General features: G+C 64.9%; 14 protein-coding genes. 8 read left to right on the top strand and 6 right to left on the bottom strand.

From position 1 onward, the window contains the following. The first annotated feature begins 16 nt into the window (after positions 1-16). The gene (locus RY1_RS30005; protein WP_308418022.1) at positions 17-1,021 is read left to right on the top strand and encodes a DUF6542 domain-containing protein; all 1,005 of its coding nucleotides are present in this window, start codon (positions 17-19) and stop codon (positions 1,019-1,021) included. Here RY1_RS30005 and RY1_RS18900 read toward each other — a convergent pair whose 3' ends face one another. Continuing rightward, on the bottom strand, positions 1,022-2,032 hold the full coding sequence (locus RY1_RS18900; RefSeq protein ID WP_072805569.1) for a 4-hydroxy-3-methylbut-2-enyl diphosphate reductase: 1,011 nt from the start codon (positions 2,030-2,032) through the stop codon (positions 1,022-1,024). It lies immediately after the preceding gene. A 100-nt stretch (positions 2,033-2,132) separates the two neighbouring features. Here RY1_RS18900 and RY1_RS18905 point away from each other — a divergent pair, with 100 nt between their 5' ends. Genes RY1_RS18905 through RY1_RS18915 form a run of 3 tightly spaced genes read left to right on the top strand, consistent with a single transcriptional unit; the run spans position 2,133 to position 4,154 of the window. Further along, positions 2,133-2,696, top strand: a complete 564-nt coding sequence (locus tag RY1_RS18905) for a lipid droplet-associated protein (RefSeq protein WP_072805570.1) — start codon at positions 2,133-2,135, stop codon at positions 2,694-2,696. A gap of 11 nt (positions 2,697-2,707) precedes the next feature. After that, positions 2,708-3,928 (top strand): exodeoxyribonuclease VII large subunit, encoded by a 1,221-nt coding sequence (gene xseA, locus RY1_RS18910; protein ID WP_072805657.1) that lies wholly within the window; start codon positions 2,708-2,710, stop codon positions 3,926-3,928. 10 nt (positions 3,929-3,938) lie between these two features. Beyond that, positions 3,939-4,154, top strand: coding sequence for an exodeoxyribonuclease VII small subunit (locus tag RY1_RS18915; RefSeq protein ID WP_072805571.1), 216 nt, complete (start codon positions 3,939-3,941; stop codon positions 4,152-4,154). A gap of 96 nt (positions 4,155-4,250) precedes the next feature. On the opposite strand, the gene RY1_RS18920 is transcribed toward RY1_RS18915, so the two are convergent. Together RY1_RS18920 and RY1_RS18925 are read right to left on the bottom strand one after the other, a co-directional pair. Beyond that, entirely contained in the window at positions 4,251-5,546 is a 1,296-nt protein-coding gene (locus RY1_RS18920) for a homoserine dehydrogenase (protein ID WP_072805572.1), read from the bottom strand. An 81-nt stretch (positions 5,547-5,627) separates the two neighbouring features. After that, complete coding sequence (locus tag RY1_RS18925; protein ID WP_072805573.1) at positions 5,628-6,197, bottom strand: DUF4245 domain-containing protein; 570 nt, start codon at positions 6,195-6,197, stop codon at positions 5,628-5,630. A 124-nt stretch (positions 6,198-6,321) separates the two neighbouring features. Between RY1_RS18925 and glpX the strand changes: the two genes are divergently transcribed. Both glpX and RY1_RS18935 read left to right on the top strand, forming a co-directional pair. Then, a complete protein-coding gene (gene glpX, locus RY1_RS18930) occupies positions 6,322-7,362 on the top strand; it encodes a class II fructose-bisphosphatase (protein WP_072805574.1) in 1,041 nt (346 codons plus the stop codon). A 78-nt stretch (positions 7,363-7,440) separates the two neighbouring features. Beyond that, the gene (locus tag RY1_RS18935) at positions 7,441-8,844 is read left to right on the top strand and encodes a class II fumarate hydratase (RefSeq protein ID WP_072805575.1); all 1,404 of its coding nucleotides are present in this window, start codon (positions 7,441-7,443) and stop codon (positions 8,842-8,844) included. A gap of 160 nt (positions 8,845-9,004) precedes the next feature. On the opposite strand, the gene RY1_RS18940 is transcribed toward RY1_RS18935, so the two are convergent. After that, positions 9,005-9,862 carry an acyl-ACP desaturase gene (locus RY1_RS18940; protein WP_072805576.1) on the bottom strand — a complete coding sequence of 286 codons (858 nt, stop codon included), beginning with the start codon at positions 9,860-9,862 and terminating at the stop codon, positions 9,005-9,007. 117 nt (positions 9,863-9,979) lie between these two features. Between RY1_RS18940 and RY1_RS18945 the strand changes: the two genes are divergently transcribed. Both RY1_RS18945 and RY1_RS18950 read left to right on the top strand, forming a co-directional pair. Continuing rightward, the gene (locus tag RY1_RS18945) at positions 9,980-11,578 is read left to right on the top strand and encodes a serine hydrolase (protein ID WP_072805577.1); all 1,599 of its coding nucleotides are present in this window, start codon (positions 9,980-9,982) and stop codon (positions 11,576-11,578) included. Then, the gene (locus RY1_RS18950) at positions 11,575-11,979 is read left to right on the top strand and encodes a limonene-1,2-epoxide hydrolase family protein (RefSeq protein WP_084727559.1); all 405 of its coding nucleotides are present in this window, start codon (positions 11,575-11,577) and stop codon (positions 11,977-11,979) included. Before RY1_RS18945 ends, RY1_RS18950 begins: the two co-directional genes overlap by 4 nt. 41 nt (positions 11,980-12,020) lie before the next feature. On the opposite strand, the gene phoH2 is transcribed toward RY1_RS18950, so the two are convergent. Continuing rightward, on the bottom strand, positions 12,021-13,346 hold the full coding sequence (gene phoH2 / locus RY1_RS18955) for an RNA 5'-3' helicase PhoH2 (RefSeq protein ID WP_174565421.1): 1,326 nt from the start codon (positions 13,344-13,346) through the stop codon (positions 12,021-12,023). Positions 13,347-13,711: 365 nt separating this feature from the next. Next, a complete protein-coding gene (glyA, locus tag RY1_RS18960) occupies positions 13,712-14,995 on the bottom strand; it encodes a serine hydroxymethyltransferase (RefSeq protein WP_072805580.1) in 1,284 nt (427 codons plus the stop codon). Between the last annotated feature and the right edge of the window lie 33 nt (positions 14,996-15,028).

Genomic DNA, 15,028 nt, shown 5'->3' on the forward strand with positions numbered 1-15,028 from the left:
CAGCCGCTAACCTCGAATGGTGTCTACCTCCCAACGCGCCCGTTCCGGGGTGCCGCTGGATCAACGTTCAGCCTTCGCGACCGTGCCCGGAGTCCCTGCTTGGGGGGCAGTGGCAATCGCCGGCGGCGCGAGTTTCCTCGGTTTCGTCATCGACGCCGCCCGAGGGACCGAGCTGACGTCTGCCTTCTCCAGCCTCTACATCATCGGTGTCGTCGCCTCGGTCGTGCTGGTTCGCTACCGCGGACTGTTCACGGCGATGGTGCAGGCTCCGCTGATCATGTTCGTCGCGGTCCCGTTGTCGTACCAGTACTTCACCGACAATCCTGGGACCAGCCTCAAGGACATCCTGCTCAACGTCGCCATCCCGCTCGTCAACCGCTTCCCGGTCATGTTGCTGGGCACGGTGTTGGCGCTGGCGATCGGCGGGGTCAGGGTATTTCTGAAGAAGCAGTCCAGTCATGCGCCTGCCGGGGCGACCAGTCGTTCCGTGCGTGACCGTGCGAGGGAAACCCGCGATCGCGCCAGGGAGAATCGAGCTCGGGCCGCCGAATCGCGGCAGCGCAGTGCAGCGCCCGTAGCCGAAGGTCGCCCAGAAGGTCGTGCAGAGGGCCGCGCAGAAGGACGCCGAGCAACGAGCCGCCGTGCGGACACCCGAAAAGCAGAGGGCCGTAGTACAGAAGGCCGCCGCGCAGAAGATCGTCGGGCAGAGCGGGGACGCCGGGTGGATCCCCGCGTCACCGAGTCCCGGGGTGCGGACCGGGATCCGGCCGAGGGTCGGCGTGTTCGGCGGGAGCGCGTTGCGCCTCAATTCGATCGGCCGGCGGCGGATCCCTACCGTCCGGAGACGGAATACGCGTCCGAACCTCCCAGGAGGGCCGCTCCGCGACCGCAACAGCCGCGGGTACCCCGGCCTCCCGAGGTCGACCCGTACTCGGCTCCTCGGGCCGCCACGCAGGCTGCAGCGCACATTCCCCCGCACCCGGTACCGCAGGTGCGCTACCGGGATCGCCGCGAGCCCTGATCAGGCCTTCGCGGGACGCAATTCGCGGGGCAGCGAGAATACGAGAGTCTCGTTCGCGGTGGTGACCGGTTGCACGTCGGCGAATCCGTGCTCGGACAGTAGATCGATGACTCCCTGAACCAGGATTTCGGGAACCGAGGCACCCGAGGTGATTCCCACGGTCCGCGCCCCCTCCAGCCAGGCGATATCGACCTCTTTGGCGTAGTCGACGAGGTAGCTGGCCCGCGCACCTGCGGTGAGCGCGACCTCTACCAGTCGCACCGAGTTCGACGAGTTCTGCGATCCGACGACGATCACCAGGTCACATTCGGGTGCCATCGCCTTCACGGCGACCTGGCGGTTCTGGGTGGCATAGCAGATGTCGTCGCTCGGCGGATCCTGCAGAGTCGGGAACTTCTCACGCAAGCGTGCGACCGTTGTCATGGTCTCGTCGACACTGAGCGTCGTCTGCGACAGCCAGATCACCTTGCTGGCGTCACGGACGGTGACGTTGTCCACCGCGTCGGGTCCGTCGACCAGCTGAACATGGTCGGGCGCCTCGCCTGCGGTGCCTTCGACCTCCTCGTGGCCTTCGTGGCCGATCAGCAGGATGTCGTAGTCGTCACGCGCGAATCGCTTGGCCTCCTGGTGCACCTTGGTGACCAGCGGGCAGGTGGCGTCGATGGTGCGCAGCTGCCGCTCGGCCGCGGACGCGTGGACGGCCGGGGAGACCCCGTGTGCGGAGAACACGAGCAGCGAGCCCTCGGGCACCTGATCGGTCTCGTCGACGAAGATCGCGCCGCGATCTGCCAGAGTTTCCACGACGTGCCGGTTGTGCACGATTTCCTTGCGCACATACACCGGCGCGCCGTGCTTCTCCAGTGCCTTCTCGACCGTCTCGACGGCGCGGTCCACCCCTGCGCAATAGCCACGCGGCTCCGCGAGGAGTACTCGTTTCTCGCCGGAGTACGAGGAAGCTCCCTCTCCCGACGGACGCGCGATACCAAGGTTCAGTGGAACTGCCGAAGACATGCCTACAGGATACGGGTCCGCACCGACCGTCCCCGGCCGAGCGGGCCGCGCTCCGCCTGTCGGCTACCCAAAAGCTCGTGCATCGGGCAGGCTGTCGATCATGACCCGTGTCCCTTTTGCTGCACGTGTGGCCGCCGGAGTGGCTGTGACAGTCGTCGAAGAGGCGCGCAAGCTCCCGAGCACCGCAGTGACATTCCCGATGACCGTCATCAGTGAGGTCCTTGCCGGTTCCATGCGTTTCCAGCAGCAGGTCACCGCGCTCGCGATCAAGGGTGACCAGGCCATTGCGTCGCTGCCGCTCGTCGGAACTCCCGACGAAGTGCAACCGTCGTGGGCGGTGTTCGACGACGACACCGACGGTGAGGTCGACATCCCCGACCACGAGCCTCCCGCCGCGACCGGCCGCTTCGCGCTGTACTCGACGCCGCCGGTCGACACCGCCGACACTGTTGCCGACACCGCGACGGCCCCGGCAACCGCGCGTCCCGACATCGTCGAGCTCGTGGACTACGACACTCTCGCCCTGGCCCAGTTGCGAGCACGATTGCGCACGTTGTCCCTGGACGATCTGGAGACTCTGCTGACCTACGAGGGCTCCACCCGTTCTCGCGCGCCGTTCCTGACGATGCTCGAGAACCGAATCACCACCGCGAAAGCCAAGTGACTGCACGCCACGTGACATCGAGCACAGCCGAGGAGCCATGGCCGGTACGCACCGTCGCGATGAAGGTCGCGGGGTGGATCGACCGGCTCGGCAGCATCTGGGTCGAGGGGCAGCTCACTCAGATCAACGCGAGGCCTGGAACCAGAACTGCGTTTCTCGTTCTACGTGACCCGTCGGCGGACATGTCACTGTCGGTGACCTGCTCGCCGCAGTTGCTCGACCGCTCCCCTGTTCCGTTGACCGAGGGCGCGCAGGTCATTCTGTACGGCAAACTGTCGTTCTACACCGGTCGCGGCACAATTTCGTTGCGCGCCACGGATATTCGGGCGGTGGGCGTCGGCGAGCTGTTGGCACGGATCGAGAAGCTTCGCAGCCTGCTCGCAGCCGAGGGCTTGTTCGATCCTCGTCTGAAACGACCGCTGCCGTTCCTACCGCACAGGATCGGGCTGATCACCGCGCGCGCCTCCGCGGCCGAGAAGGACGTTCTCACCGTCGCTCAGAGGCGTTGGCCCGCAGTACAATTCGATGTTCGGCACACCCCCGTTCAAGGCCCGACGGCGGTGCCCGCGATCCTCGACGCGTTGAAGGACCTCGAAGGAAGTGTCGACGTCATCATCCTGGCGCGCGGCGGCGGAAGCGTCGAAGACCTGCTGCCGTTCTCCGACGAGGCTCTCTGCCGAGCGATCTCACGGGCCACCACGCCGATCGTCAGCGCGATCGGACACGAACCCGACAGTCCGCTCAGCGATCACGTCGCCGACCTCCGCGCAGCCACCCCGACCGACGCCGCCAAGCTGGTGGTTCCCGACGCCGTCGCCGAACTGAATCTCGTCGCCGATCTCCGAGCCAGAACTGCTGCAGCACTGCGCAATTGGGTCGCACGCGAGGCACGCGGCCTGGAAATGATCCGGCACCGACCGGTTCTGGCCGACCCCATTGCGGGCATCGACCTACGCAGTCAGGACATCACCAGACTCGTCGACGCTGCCAGACGTGACGTTCTGCGGGAGCTGGCGAAGCAGGACACCCTCGTCGAGCATCTTCGGGCGAGACTGCAGACCCTGGGGCCGGCGGCCACACTGGCTCGCGGCTACGCCGTCGTGCAACGCATGGTCGCCGGCAGCGATCCGGAGGTGCTGCGATCGGTCGACGACGCCCCACCCGGCACGCAGATTCGAGTACGAGTTGCCGACGGCGCCATCACCGCCGCGGTCATGGGCAGAGTCAAATGAGAGGACCACGATGAGCGAAACACCCGTCACAGATCTCGGTTACGAAGCCGCCCGCGACGAGTTGGTCGACGTGGTGAAGCTGCTCGAGCAGGGCGGTCTCGACCTCGACGCGTCCCTCGCGCTCTGGGAGCGCGGCGAGTTGCTCGCCACCCGCTGCGAAGAACACCTCGCGGGCGCACGCCAGCGCGTCGAGAACGCCCTCGCGCACGTCGCCGAAGAGGAATAAGACCTGCCGCACTGTCCGACGAGGACCGTCCGGTTCCTGTGTGGGCTCCGGCACCGACACAGTTCGATGGATGTTCGCGTTCCGCTTTCTCACGGACTACGGTGCAATCTCCGCGTCCAGGATCGGATGCACCACTACCGAATGGCCTGGCCCCGCAACGTTCCGCAACAGCGGAAGTACCTGGCCCAATTGCTCAGTGGAGATCGTATGGGTGGCGATGATCAAGTCCGTCACGCCGTCTCTGCTGCGATCCTGGTGCAGCACGCTCACCGAGACACCCGCGCCCGCAAGGACTGCACCGACCTCGGCGAGGCTACCGGTTCGATCGTCCAGCTGCACACGGATGTAGAACGCTCGTGTCCGGTCGAGGGCGGGGACATACTCGGGCAACGTGGTCTTGCCTCGTTGGAATCCCAGATCGGCTGGACCGCCGCCTGATCCGCGGTTCGCCAACTCCAAGACATCGGCGAGAACAGCGCTTGCCGTCTGCACCCCGCCCGCGCCCGAACCGTACAGGAACGCCGATCCTAGAAGATCCCCGTGGAGGGCTATACCGTTCATCGAACCGCGAACCTGAGCCAGCATCGACCTGTTCTCGACCAACGTCGGCTCGACGCCTACATCGAGTCGACCTTCGACAAGGCGCGCGTGCGCAATCAACTTCATCTGATATCCGAACCTTTGTGCGAACTCGATGTCGATCAGCTCGACGTCGCTGATCCCACTGAATTCGACTGCATCGAAGTCGATCGGAAAACCGAATGCCAGTGCCGCAAGAAGACTGATCTTGTGGGCAGCATCTTCGCCGTCGACATCGAGGGTGGGGTCGGCCTCGGCGTAACCCTTGCCCTGAGCATCCCTTACGGCATCGGCGAAATCGACACCCTGCTCGCTCATTTGAGAGAGAACGTAGTTCGACGTGCCGTTCAGGATTCCGACGATGGACGACACCCGATTTGCTGCAGCAGATTCCTTCAAGGTCTTGATGATCGGAATGGATACAGCAACAGCACCCTCGAACAGCACACTACGAGCCGCCTTTTCTGCATGCGCCAGAATCTCGTCCCCATGCCGGGCGAGTAGCGCCTTGTTCGCGGTGATCACGTGTTTACCCGAGGAGAGTGCTCCGAGGATCAATTCTTTTCCGAACGCCACATCGCCCGTCAACTCGATCACGACATCGATCGAGTCGTCGTTCACGACGTCCCAGCAATCGTCCGATATCTCGCATCCGGCAGGAACACGACCTTCGGCGCGCGCTGGAGTGCGGGTTGCAACGCGCACCACGTCGATGTTCGTACTCGTCTTGCTCCGGATGAGATCCCGGTTCGACACGAAACTGTCCACCGTCGCCGAAGCCACAGTGCCGAAGCCCAGAACGCCGATTCTCATTGACAACCCCCCCAGTCGACGACCATCATGCCGCAATTGCTGGCCGACACAATTTCGCTTGAAGGATGGACAAGAGAGAAACTAGGGCGTCAACGGCGCCGCGTTCGTCGTCGCGACGGCGAGCTGGGTGAACTCCTCGCTCGTTCCGCTGCCGGTGATGAGCAGACGGACGTCGCCGAGGTCGGTGACCCACACGGGTTCGGCCCCCTGCTGGTCGTAGACGACCCATTCCTGACCGTCGAGAGACTCGGATCCCGACGCGTAGCGCGTTTCCCCGACGGTGAAGGGAACGAGCACTTCCTCGACCGCACTCGACTGCGTGAGCTTGATGTAGCGCCCGGCACCGGAGATGTAACCGACGTTGCTGACGTCCCCACCCTGATCGCCTGCGATGGACTGACGGCTGCCGGAATTGGGCGTCCAGTCCTCGGGGACCACCGGATTACGCACGGGGAAGCTCAGCTCCGAGGCGTCGTACTGCAATGCGGCGTCGACGTCGAAATTGGGGATCGGCCCCTGCTTGGGTCCACCCGGACTGAGCGTGCACTGGCTGGCGATACCGGCGATCAACAGACACGCGATGACGAGCGGAATGAGTGACCACACGATGTCACGGTTGTTGTTCAAGATCCGGGGTTTGCTGTTCGCCACATCCCCAGTATCCCTGCAATGCCGGATCCCGACGTCGGCGCATGCCCTCTGTCCTATGCCGGAGCCGCAGGGTGAGATAATCGCGCCTGGGTAAGACCCCCATCTACCAGGAGGCTACAAACCGATGACGGCCAGCACCGAGTCCACTCGCGCCATGGCGCCAGATCGCAACCTCGCCCTCGAGCTCGTACGTGTCACGGAGGCCGGTGCGCTCGCTTCGGGTCGCTGGGTGGGACGCGGCGACAAGGAAGGTGGCGACGGAGCAGCCGTGGACGCGATGCGTCAGCTGGTCAGCTCGGTCTCCATGCGCGGCGTCGTCGTCATCGGTGAAGGCGAGAAGGACGAAGCCCCGATGCTCTACAACGGTGAGCAGGTGGGCAACGGCAACGGCCCCGACGTCGACTTCGCCGTCGACCCCGTCGACGGAACGACTCTGATGGCCAAGGGCATGCCCAACGCGATCTCGGTACTCGCTGTCGCCGAGCGCGGCGCGATGTTCGACCCTTCTGCCGTGTTCTACATGGAGAAGATCGCCGTCGGACCCGACTACGCCGACGTCATCGACATCACCGCTCCGGTCAAGGAGAACATCGCACGCATCGCGAAGATCAAGAAGGGGTCCGCGTCCGACGTCACGGTGTGCATCCTGGACCGTCCCCGTCACGCCGAACTGATCCAATCGGTGCGCGACGCCGGATCCCGCATCCGCCTCATCTCCGACGGTGACGTCGCGGGAGCCATCGCCGCAGCGCGTCCCGACTCGGGCACCGACCTGCTCATCGGCATCGGCGGAACCCCCGAGGGCATCATCGCGGCCGCCGCGATGCGCTGTATGGACGGTGCCATCCAGGGTCGTCTCGCTCCGACCGACGACGCCGAGCGCCAGAAAGCCATCGACGCGGGCCACGATCTGGACCGCGTCCTCGACACCAAGGACCTCGTCTCCGGCGAGAACGTCTTCTTCACCGCCACCGGCGTCACCGACGGCGACCTGCTGCGCGGCGTGCGCTACGCAGGGGGCGGTGCGCACACCCAGTCCATCGTCATGCGATCCAAGTCCGGCACCGTGCGCATGATCGACGCCTACCACCGCCTCGAGAAGCTGCGCGAGTACAGCTCCGTCGACTTCGACGGTGACGAATCAGGGCAAGCTCCTTCGTTCTGATCGGGTCGTTCCTGCAGGCTCCACTCCTGCCCTGACCTACCTCCCAATTCCTGAAACCCGACTGGCAAAGTAAGGCTCATGACGCAGACAGACGAACAGCAGTACCGGATCGAGCACGACACCATGGGAGAGGTTCGCGTCCCCATCGACGCACTCTGGCGTGCACAGACGCAGCGTGCGGTGGAGAACTTCCCCATCTCGGGCCGCCCGCTCGAGCGCACCCAGATCCGCGCGATGGGCCTGCTCAAGGCAGCCTGCGCGCAGGTCAACAAGGACCTCGGACTACTCGACGGCGCTCTCGCCGATGCGATCATCTCCGCTGCCACCGAGATCGCCGACGGCAAGCACGACGACCAGTTCCCGATCGACGTCTTCCAGACCGGCTCGGGCACCAGCTCCAACATGAACGCCAACGAGGTGATCGCGTCGATCGCCAAGGCCAACGGCGTCGAGGTTCACCCCAACGACCACGTCAACATGTCGCAGAGCTCCAACGACACCTTCCCGACGGCTACGCACGTCGCCGCCACCGAAGCTGCCGTCACCTCCCTCGTGCCCGCGTTGAAGCACCTGCACGAGGCACTGGCAGCCAAGGCCGTCGAGTGGAAGACCGTCGTCAAGTCCGGTCGCACGCACCTCATGGATGCCGTGCCGGTCACTCTCGGCCAGGAATTCGGCGGGTACGCCCGTCAGATCGAAGCGGGCATCGAACGCGTCGAGGCAACGTTGCCGCGTCTGGGTGAGCTGCCCATCGGCGGCACCGCCGTCGGCACCGGCCTCAACGCACCCGACGGCTTCGGCCCGAAAGTTGTTGCGGAACTGGTCAAGTCGACCGGCATCGACGCACTGACCGCCGCGAAGGATTCCTTCGAGGCACAGGCTGCACGTGACGGACTCGTCGAGGCATCGGGCGCACTGCGCACCATTGCCGTCTCGCTCACCAAGATCGCCAACGACATCCGCTGGATGGGATCGGGACCGCTCACCGGCCTCGGCGAAATCGCGCTCCCCGACCTGCAGCCAGGTAGCTCCATCATGCCCGGCAAGGTCAATCCTGTTCTGCCCGAGGCAGTCACACAGGTCGCCGCGCAGGTCATCGGCAACGACGCAGCCGTCGCATTCGGCGGAGCGTCGGGTGCATTCGAGCTCAACGTCTACATCCCGCTGATGGCACGCAACGTGCTCGAATCGTTCAAGTTGCTCGCCAACGTCTCGGTGCTGTTCGCCGACAAGTGCGTCAGCGGCCTGGTCGCCAACGTCGATCACCTCAAGACCCTCGCCGAGTCCTCGCCGTCGATCGTGACGCCGCTGAACTCCGCAATCGGGTACGAGGAGGCCGCAGCAGTCGCCAAGCAGGCGCTGAAGGAGAAGAAGACCATCCGTCAGACCGTCATCGACCGCGGCCTCATCGGCGACAAGCTGAGCATCGAGGAGCTCGACAAGCGTCTCGACGTCCTGGCCATGGCGAAGGTCAAGGACTAGTTTTCTGCGCTCACCCTCATCGCTTGAATGGTCCATTCATACGAATGGATAGCTACGGAGCGACATTCAAGCGGTGAAGGTACACGGACCGGCATCGCAAGAAGGGTCCATTCATACGATCTGATCGTATGAATGGACCCTTCGAGCGTTCCAGAACCGGTCAGGCCAGATGCGCCAACTCGTCGCGCGCGGCTTTGCCTTCGTCGCCGAGGTCGTCGCGGCCGAATACGTTCCACGTGGCCAGGAGCGGCTTGAACACCTTCTCGCGCTGCTGGTCCTCGTCGTAGATGCCTGCTTCTTTCAACGCCTCGGTGCTATTGGCCTTGCTCGGCAGGTCGACGACGGGAATGGCGAAGCCGTTGATCCGGTCGGCGATCGCTCGGACCGTCTGGTCCGGCACGACCCCGAAGGCCTCGTTGACGATGTTCGCGTAGAACGTCGACTGCAGGGCGTCATCCGCGGCGATCTTCGACAGAATGGTCGCGAGCACTTCGTCGCCGCCGAGCGCGATGGTGTTGGTGTTTCGGAGTGATGCGGCGGCCTCGTCGATCGCGAAGTGCGCCACGATGTCGAGTACGTGCAGGCTCGGGGCGTCGTAGCCCTTGGTCATCTCTTCCATGCGGACGCGTTCGAGTGCAACCGGGTCGACGGCGCGGGTCAGGACCAGGTAGTCGCGCAACACGATGGCCTGGCGATTCTCTTCCGACGTCCACCGGCCGGTCCACTTCCACCACGCGCCGAGTCCGGTGAGGGCCCGGGCGAGCTCGCGGTGGTACGCGGGTAGGTTGTCGGCCACGAGGACACCGACGGTCGCCGACAGGATCTCGACGTCGCTGAGGTGCGACTGCTCGGGAGACCAGTCCTCGCCGCCGAGGAACGCGAAGTTCCTGCCCTCGTCCCACGGCGCGAAATCGTGGGGGTGCCAGTCCTCCGCTTCCTCGATGTGGCGACGCAGGTTCTCTTCCACGGCGGGCTCCAAGCGGAGCAACAGGTCACCGTCCGACATGTTCGTAGGCATCCGAATACCGTAGCGCCTCCCGATGGACGACAGATTGCGCGCCCCTGACCTCTGTGAATTCTCCCAAATCCCTGGCCGCGCGGGTCTACGCTTTGTCTTCATCCGCTGCGGGAGGGGATGAAGATGGGTCGGAATCGGCGAGCTCTGTGCCTGACGCTGATATCGGCGCTTGTCCTGGTGGGATGCTCCGGCGGAGCACCCAACTCCGCTCCCCCGACGACGTCAGCTCCCCCGTCCGCCGATTCCTCCCTCTCACCCGGGCAGGTCGCCGGCGTCGACGTTCCGGACGGCCGGATCGACGACGCCATCGGCAAGCTCGACGGCATCGCCCGGGAGCTGATGGAGTCGTCGCACATTCCCGGTATGGCCGTGGCGGTCGTACACGGAGGAAACGTCGTGTATTCGAAAGGGTTCGGCGTGCGCGAGATCGGCAAGGACGATCCGATCGACGGCGACACCGTCTTCCAGTTGGCGTCGCTGTCCAAACCGGTGGGGGCCACAGTCGTCGCGTCACAGGTCGGCGCCGGTGTTGTCGACTGGACGACGCCGGTGGTGTCGAAGCTGCCGTGGTTCGCGCTGTCGGACCCGTACGTCACCCAGAACGTCACGATCGGCGACTTCTACGCCCACCGAAGCGGACTCCCGGACCACGCAGGCGATCTGCTCGAAGACCTCGGTTACGACCGACGTCAAGTGCTGGAGAGGCTGCGAGAAGTCCCGCTCGACCCTTTCCGTTCCACGTACAACTACACCAACTTCGGCGTCACGGCAGGCGCCGAGGCCGTGGCACAGGCGTCGGGCAAGGATTGGGAAACGCTCAGCCAGGACGCCGTCTACGGCCCGCTGGGGATGACGTCGACGAGTTCGACGTTCTCCGACTACATCTCGCGAGCCGACCGCGCCGTCCCCCACGTGCTCGTCGACGGCGAATACCAGGCCAAGTACCAGCGCGACCCCGATGCACAGACCCCTGCGGGCGGGGTGAGCTCCTCGGTGAACGACATGGCCAAGTGGCTGACGATGCTCAGCGCCGACGGCAAGTACAACGGGCAGCAAGTGGTCGACGCCGATGCGCTCCTACCTGCGGTGACCGCCGAGATCGTGTCGAGCCCATCGCAGACACCCGATGCACGAGCGGGCTTCTACGGCTACGGATTCAACGTCTCCTCCAGCGCCGCGGGCCGCGCGACCGTGAGCCATTCAGGAGCATTCGCGCTCGGTGCGGGCACGAACTTCGTGTGGATACCGTCGCTCGATGTCGCGATCGTCGCGTTGACCAATGCCGCGCCGATCGGCATCGCGGAGACACTGACGGCCGAATTCGCGGACCTCGTCCAGTTCGGCGAGGTCAGGGAAGACTGGCGGACCCTCTACAAGAACGCGTTCGCCGGAATGAGCGAACCCGAAGGCGAACTGGCAGGCACACCGCCTCCCGCGAATCCCGCGCCACCACAGCCGCTGTCGTCGTACGCGGGTGTGTATCAGAATGCATACTGGGGTCCGGCCACGGTCGCCGAGAACAACGGGAAACTGATTCTGACGATCGGCCCCAAAGGCAGTTCGTACGAGCTGACGCACTGGGACGGCGACAGGTTCACCTTCGATGTGACCGGTGAGAACGCACCCGACGGCACCGTGTCCGAGGCTACGTTCAGCGGCAACACCGTCACACTGGAGTACTACGACGAGAACGGATTGGGGCGATTCACGAAGTGACCGAACAACTGCAGGCAACGGCCGTCGTCGAGAAGATGCTGTGGGCGATGCGCGACGGCGACATCGACACCGCGCTCGAGTACATCGACGACGCAATCGTCTGGCACAACGTCGGGATGCCGAAGGTCAGGGGCATCGCACGGTTCACCAAGTTCATGAGGGCGCTCGCCAAGCCGGGCCACGGCTTCGACGTCATGATCCACAACATCGCCGCGGACGGAGACATCGTGCTCACCGAGCGAACGGATGTGCTCGTGTGGCGTCGGTTACGCGTGCAATTCTGGGTCTGCGGCACGTTCGAACTGCGCGATGGCAAGATCCTCGTGTGGCGTGACTACTTCGACAACGTCGACTTCTTCAAAGGTGTTGTCCGCGGAGCGTTCCGCGCGCTGGCACGGTGAGCGAGGCGCTCACCGTGCCAGCGACGAGGCATCTGCGGGGATCAGGCGCCTGCAGGACCGAATTCCTCCAGCATCTCCGTCACCAGAGCGGCAATAGGTGAACGCTCACTGCGCGTGAGCGTGATGTGCGCGAAAAGCGGGTGACCCTTGAGCTTTTCGATGACGGCTGCGACGCCGTCGTGACGACCTACCCGCAGGTTGTCACGCTGCGCGACGTCGTGGGTGAGCACGACGCGTGAGCCGCTGCCCAGCCTGGACAGCACCGTCAGCAGGACATTGCGTTCGAGGGACTGCGCCTCGTCTACGATCACGAACGAATCGTGCAGCGATCGGCCACGAATGTGCGTGAGCGGCAACACCTCCAACATTCCTCGCGCGATGACTTCCTCCATGACCTCCGGGCTGGCCAGGCCGTCGAGCGTGTCGAAGACCGCCTGCGCCCACGGGCCCATCTTCTCGCTCTCACTACCGGGAAGGTAGCCGAGCTCCTGACCGCCGACCGCGTAGAGCGGCCGGAACACAACAACTTTCCGGTGCGTACGGCGCTCGAGCACCGCTTCGAGGCCCGCGGTCAATGCAAGCGCCGACTTGCCGGTACCCGCCTTGCCTCCGAGCGAGACGATGCCGATGCTCTCGTCGAGCAGAAGGTCGAGCGCCACACGCTGTTCCGCTGATCGACCGTGCAGACCGAAGGCCTCGCGTTCACCGCGAACCAGCTGCACCTGCTTGTCCGGCGTGACGCGTCCCAGCGCGCTGGAACGCCCACCGAGAAGCCGAACTCCCGTGTGGCACGGCATCTCCCGCGCGCCGTCGAGGTCGATGACTCCCTCGGCGAACAACTGATCGATGTCGCTGGCCTGCACCTCGAGCTCTGCCATTCCGGTCCATCCCGAGGGCACGACGTCGTGTGCGTGGTACTCGTCGGCGGGGAGTCCGACGGCACCCGCCTTGACGCGGAGCGGGATGTCCTTGCTGACCAGTACGACGTCCTTGCCCTCGGCCGCGAGGTTGAGTGCGCAGGCAAGGATTCGGGAGTCGTTGGAGTCGGTCCGGAAACCGACCGGCAGGACCGAAGGGTCGGTGTGATTCAGCTCGACTTGTAGTGTGCCACCGTCGGTTCCGATGGGAACCGGCTGGTCGAGACGCCCGAACTCGACCCGCAGATCGTCGAGCATGCGCAAGGATTCCCGCGCGAACCATCCCAATTCGTGGTGATGGCGTTTCCCCTCCAACTCGCTGATGACTACCAGCGGGAGAACCACATTGTGCTCGGCGAACCGGATGACTGCCCAGGGATCCGACAACAGAACCGAGGTGTCCAGCACGAATGTCCGAAGGGGGGCGGAAACGGAGCGTGAAGTGGTCACGTGGGGCTCCTATGTCCGACGCGGCACCGCGCAGACTTTTGTCGCTCGGCCGGTCGGTCCTGACGTGTCAGACGACACGAGGGCCGGGTGCCGGCCCTCTCGCGCTCACTAGCTCAGTCACGTATCAGAACCTCCCGCACAGAAAGCTTCCCCGCTTCCTGTTACTGCCGACGGTACAGCCGAAACCGGCAGTTGGCTCACCGAGTGAGGGGTGTGTCGGTGAACAACGCGTTACGCGCTGTGGCCGGTGCACGGAGCGACCGCGTGATGGCCGCCGTCGCCCTCGCTTGAATGGCACTCCGAAGCGATCAGATCGTATGAATGGGCCATTCAAGCGATGAGAGGGGGCAGCCGAGAAAACAGACTCAGCCCAGCAGGCCCCAGTCCTCGAGCCCCTCGTACAGAGGTGTGCTCTGCGCGAGCTTCACGACGCGCTCCTTCAGCGAATCGGTGGCTTCACCGGTTGCCAGTGCGGTGCCGATGATATCGGCGACCTCGGTGAACTCGGCTTCGCCGAAGCCGCGCGTCGCAAGTGCAGCGGTGCCGATGCGCAGGCCGGAGGTGACCATGGGCGGACGCGGGTCGAACGGCACGGCGTTGCGGTTGACGGTGATGCCGACCTCGTGCAGCAGATCCTCTGCCTGCTGGCCGTCGAGCTGGCTGCTGCGCAGGTCGACCAGTGCGAGGTGGACGTCGGTGCCGCCGGTGAGTACCGAGATGCCCTGGTCGGCGACGTCCTTGGCGTTGAGGCGATCAGCCAGCAACGACGCGCCCAGCAGCGTGCGTTCCTGACGTTCCTTGAACTCGGGCGTCGCAGCGATCTTGAATGCCACGGCCTTGGCGGCGATGGCGTGCATCAGTGGCCCACCCTGCTGGCCGGGGAACACGGCGGAGTTGATCTTCTTGGCCCATTCCTTCTTGGCGAGGATCAGACCGGAGCGAGGTCCACCGAGCGTCTTGTGCACGGTCGAGGACACGACGTCCGCGTACGGCACGGGCGAGGGGTGCAGACCGGCGGCGACCAGACCGGCGAAGTGCGCCATGTCGACCCACAGCAGGGCTCCGACCTCGTCGGCGATGGAACGGAACGCTTCGAAATCCTGGTGCCGCGGGTACGCCGACCAGCCGGCGATGACGACCTGAGGCTTGGACTGGATGGCAAGCTTGCGCACCTCGTCCATGTCGACGCGGTCGTCTTCCTTGCTGACGCCGTAGGACTCGACCTCGTACAGCTTGCCGGAGAAGTTGAGCTTCATGCCGTGTGTGAGGTGGCCACCGTGGGCGAGATCGAGGCCGAGGATCTTGTCACCGGGGTTGATGAGCGCCATCAACACTGCGGCGTTGGCCTGCGCGCCTGCGTGCGGCTGGACGTTGGCGAACTCGGCGCCGAACAGCTCCTTGGCGCGGTTGCGGGCGAGGTCCTCGACGACGTCGACGTACTCGCAGCCACCGTAGTACCGGCGACCCGGGTATCCCTCGGCGTACTTGTTGGTGAGCACGCTGCCCTGTGCCTGCAGCACTGCGCGGGGCACGAAGTTCTCCGAAGCGATCATCTCCAGGGTGTCCCGCTGACGACCGAGTTCACCTGCCATGGCTTCGGCGACCTCGGGGTCGAGCTCGGCCAGCGACAGGTTGTTGACGTCCGTCATTTCAAGAATCTCCAAGGGACGAAGCGAAGTGGG

It is taken from the genome of Rhodococcus yunnanensis NBRC 103083 (assembly GCF_001895005.1).
GTDB classification, from domain to species: domain Bacteria; phylum Actinomycetota; class Actinomycetes; order Mycobacteriales; family Mycobacteriaceae; genus Rhodococcoides; species Rhodococcoides yunnanense.

Excerpts from the sequence above, each read along its gene's own strand:
- RY1_RS30005 (WP_308418022.1), top strand. The coding sequence starts at position 17 with ATGGTGTCTACCTCCCAACGCGCCCGTTCCGGGGTGCCGCTGGATCAA.
- RY1_RS18915 (WP_072805571.1), top strand. The coding sequence starts at position 3,939 with ATGAGCGAAACACCCGTCACAGATCTCGGTTACGAAGCCGCCCGCGAC.
- RY1_RS18920 (WP_072805572.1), bottom strand. The coding sequence starts at position 5,546 with ATGAGAATCGGCGTTCTGGGCTTCGGCACTGTGGCTTCGGCGACGGTG.
- RY1_RS18945 (WP_072805577.1), top strand. The coding sequence starts at position 9,980 with ATGAAGATGGGTCGGAATCGGCGAGCTCTGTGCCTGACGCTGATATCG.
- glpX (WP_072805574.1), top strand. The coding sequence starts at position 6,322 with ATGACGGCCAGCACCGAGTCCACTCGCGCCATGGCGCCAGATCGCAAC.
- RY1_RS18905 (WP_072805570.1), top strand. The coding sequence starts at position 2,133 with ATGACCCGTGTCCCTTTTGCTGCACGTGTGGCCGCCGGAGTGGCTGTG.
- RY1_RS18900 (WP_072805569.1), bottom strand. The coding sequence starts at position 2,032 with ATGTCTTCGGCAGTTCCACTGAACCTTGGTATCGCGCGTCCGTCGGGA.
- RY1_RS18940 (WP_072805576.1), bottom strand. The coding sequence starts at position 9,862 with ATGCCTACGAACATGTCGGACGGTGACCTGTTGCTCCGCTTGGAGCCC.
- RY1_RS18935 (WP_072805575.1), top strand. The coding sequence starts at position 7,441 with ATGACGCAGACAGACGAACAGCAGTACCGGATCGAGCACGACACCATG.
- glyA (WP_072805580.1), bottom strand. The coding sequence starts at position 14,995 with ATGACGGACGTCAACAACCTGTCGCTGGCCGAGCTCGACCCCGAGGTC.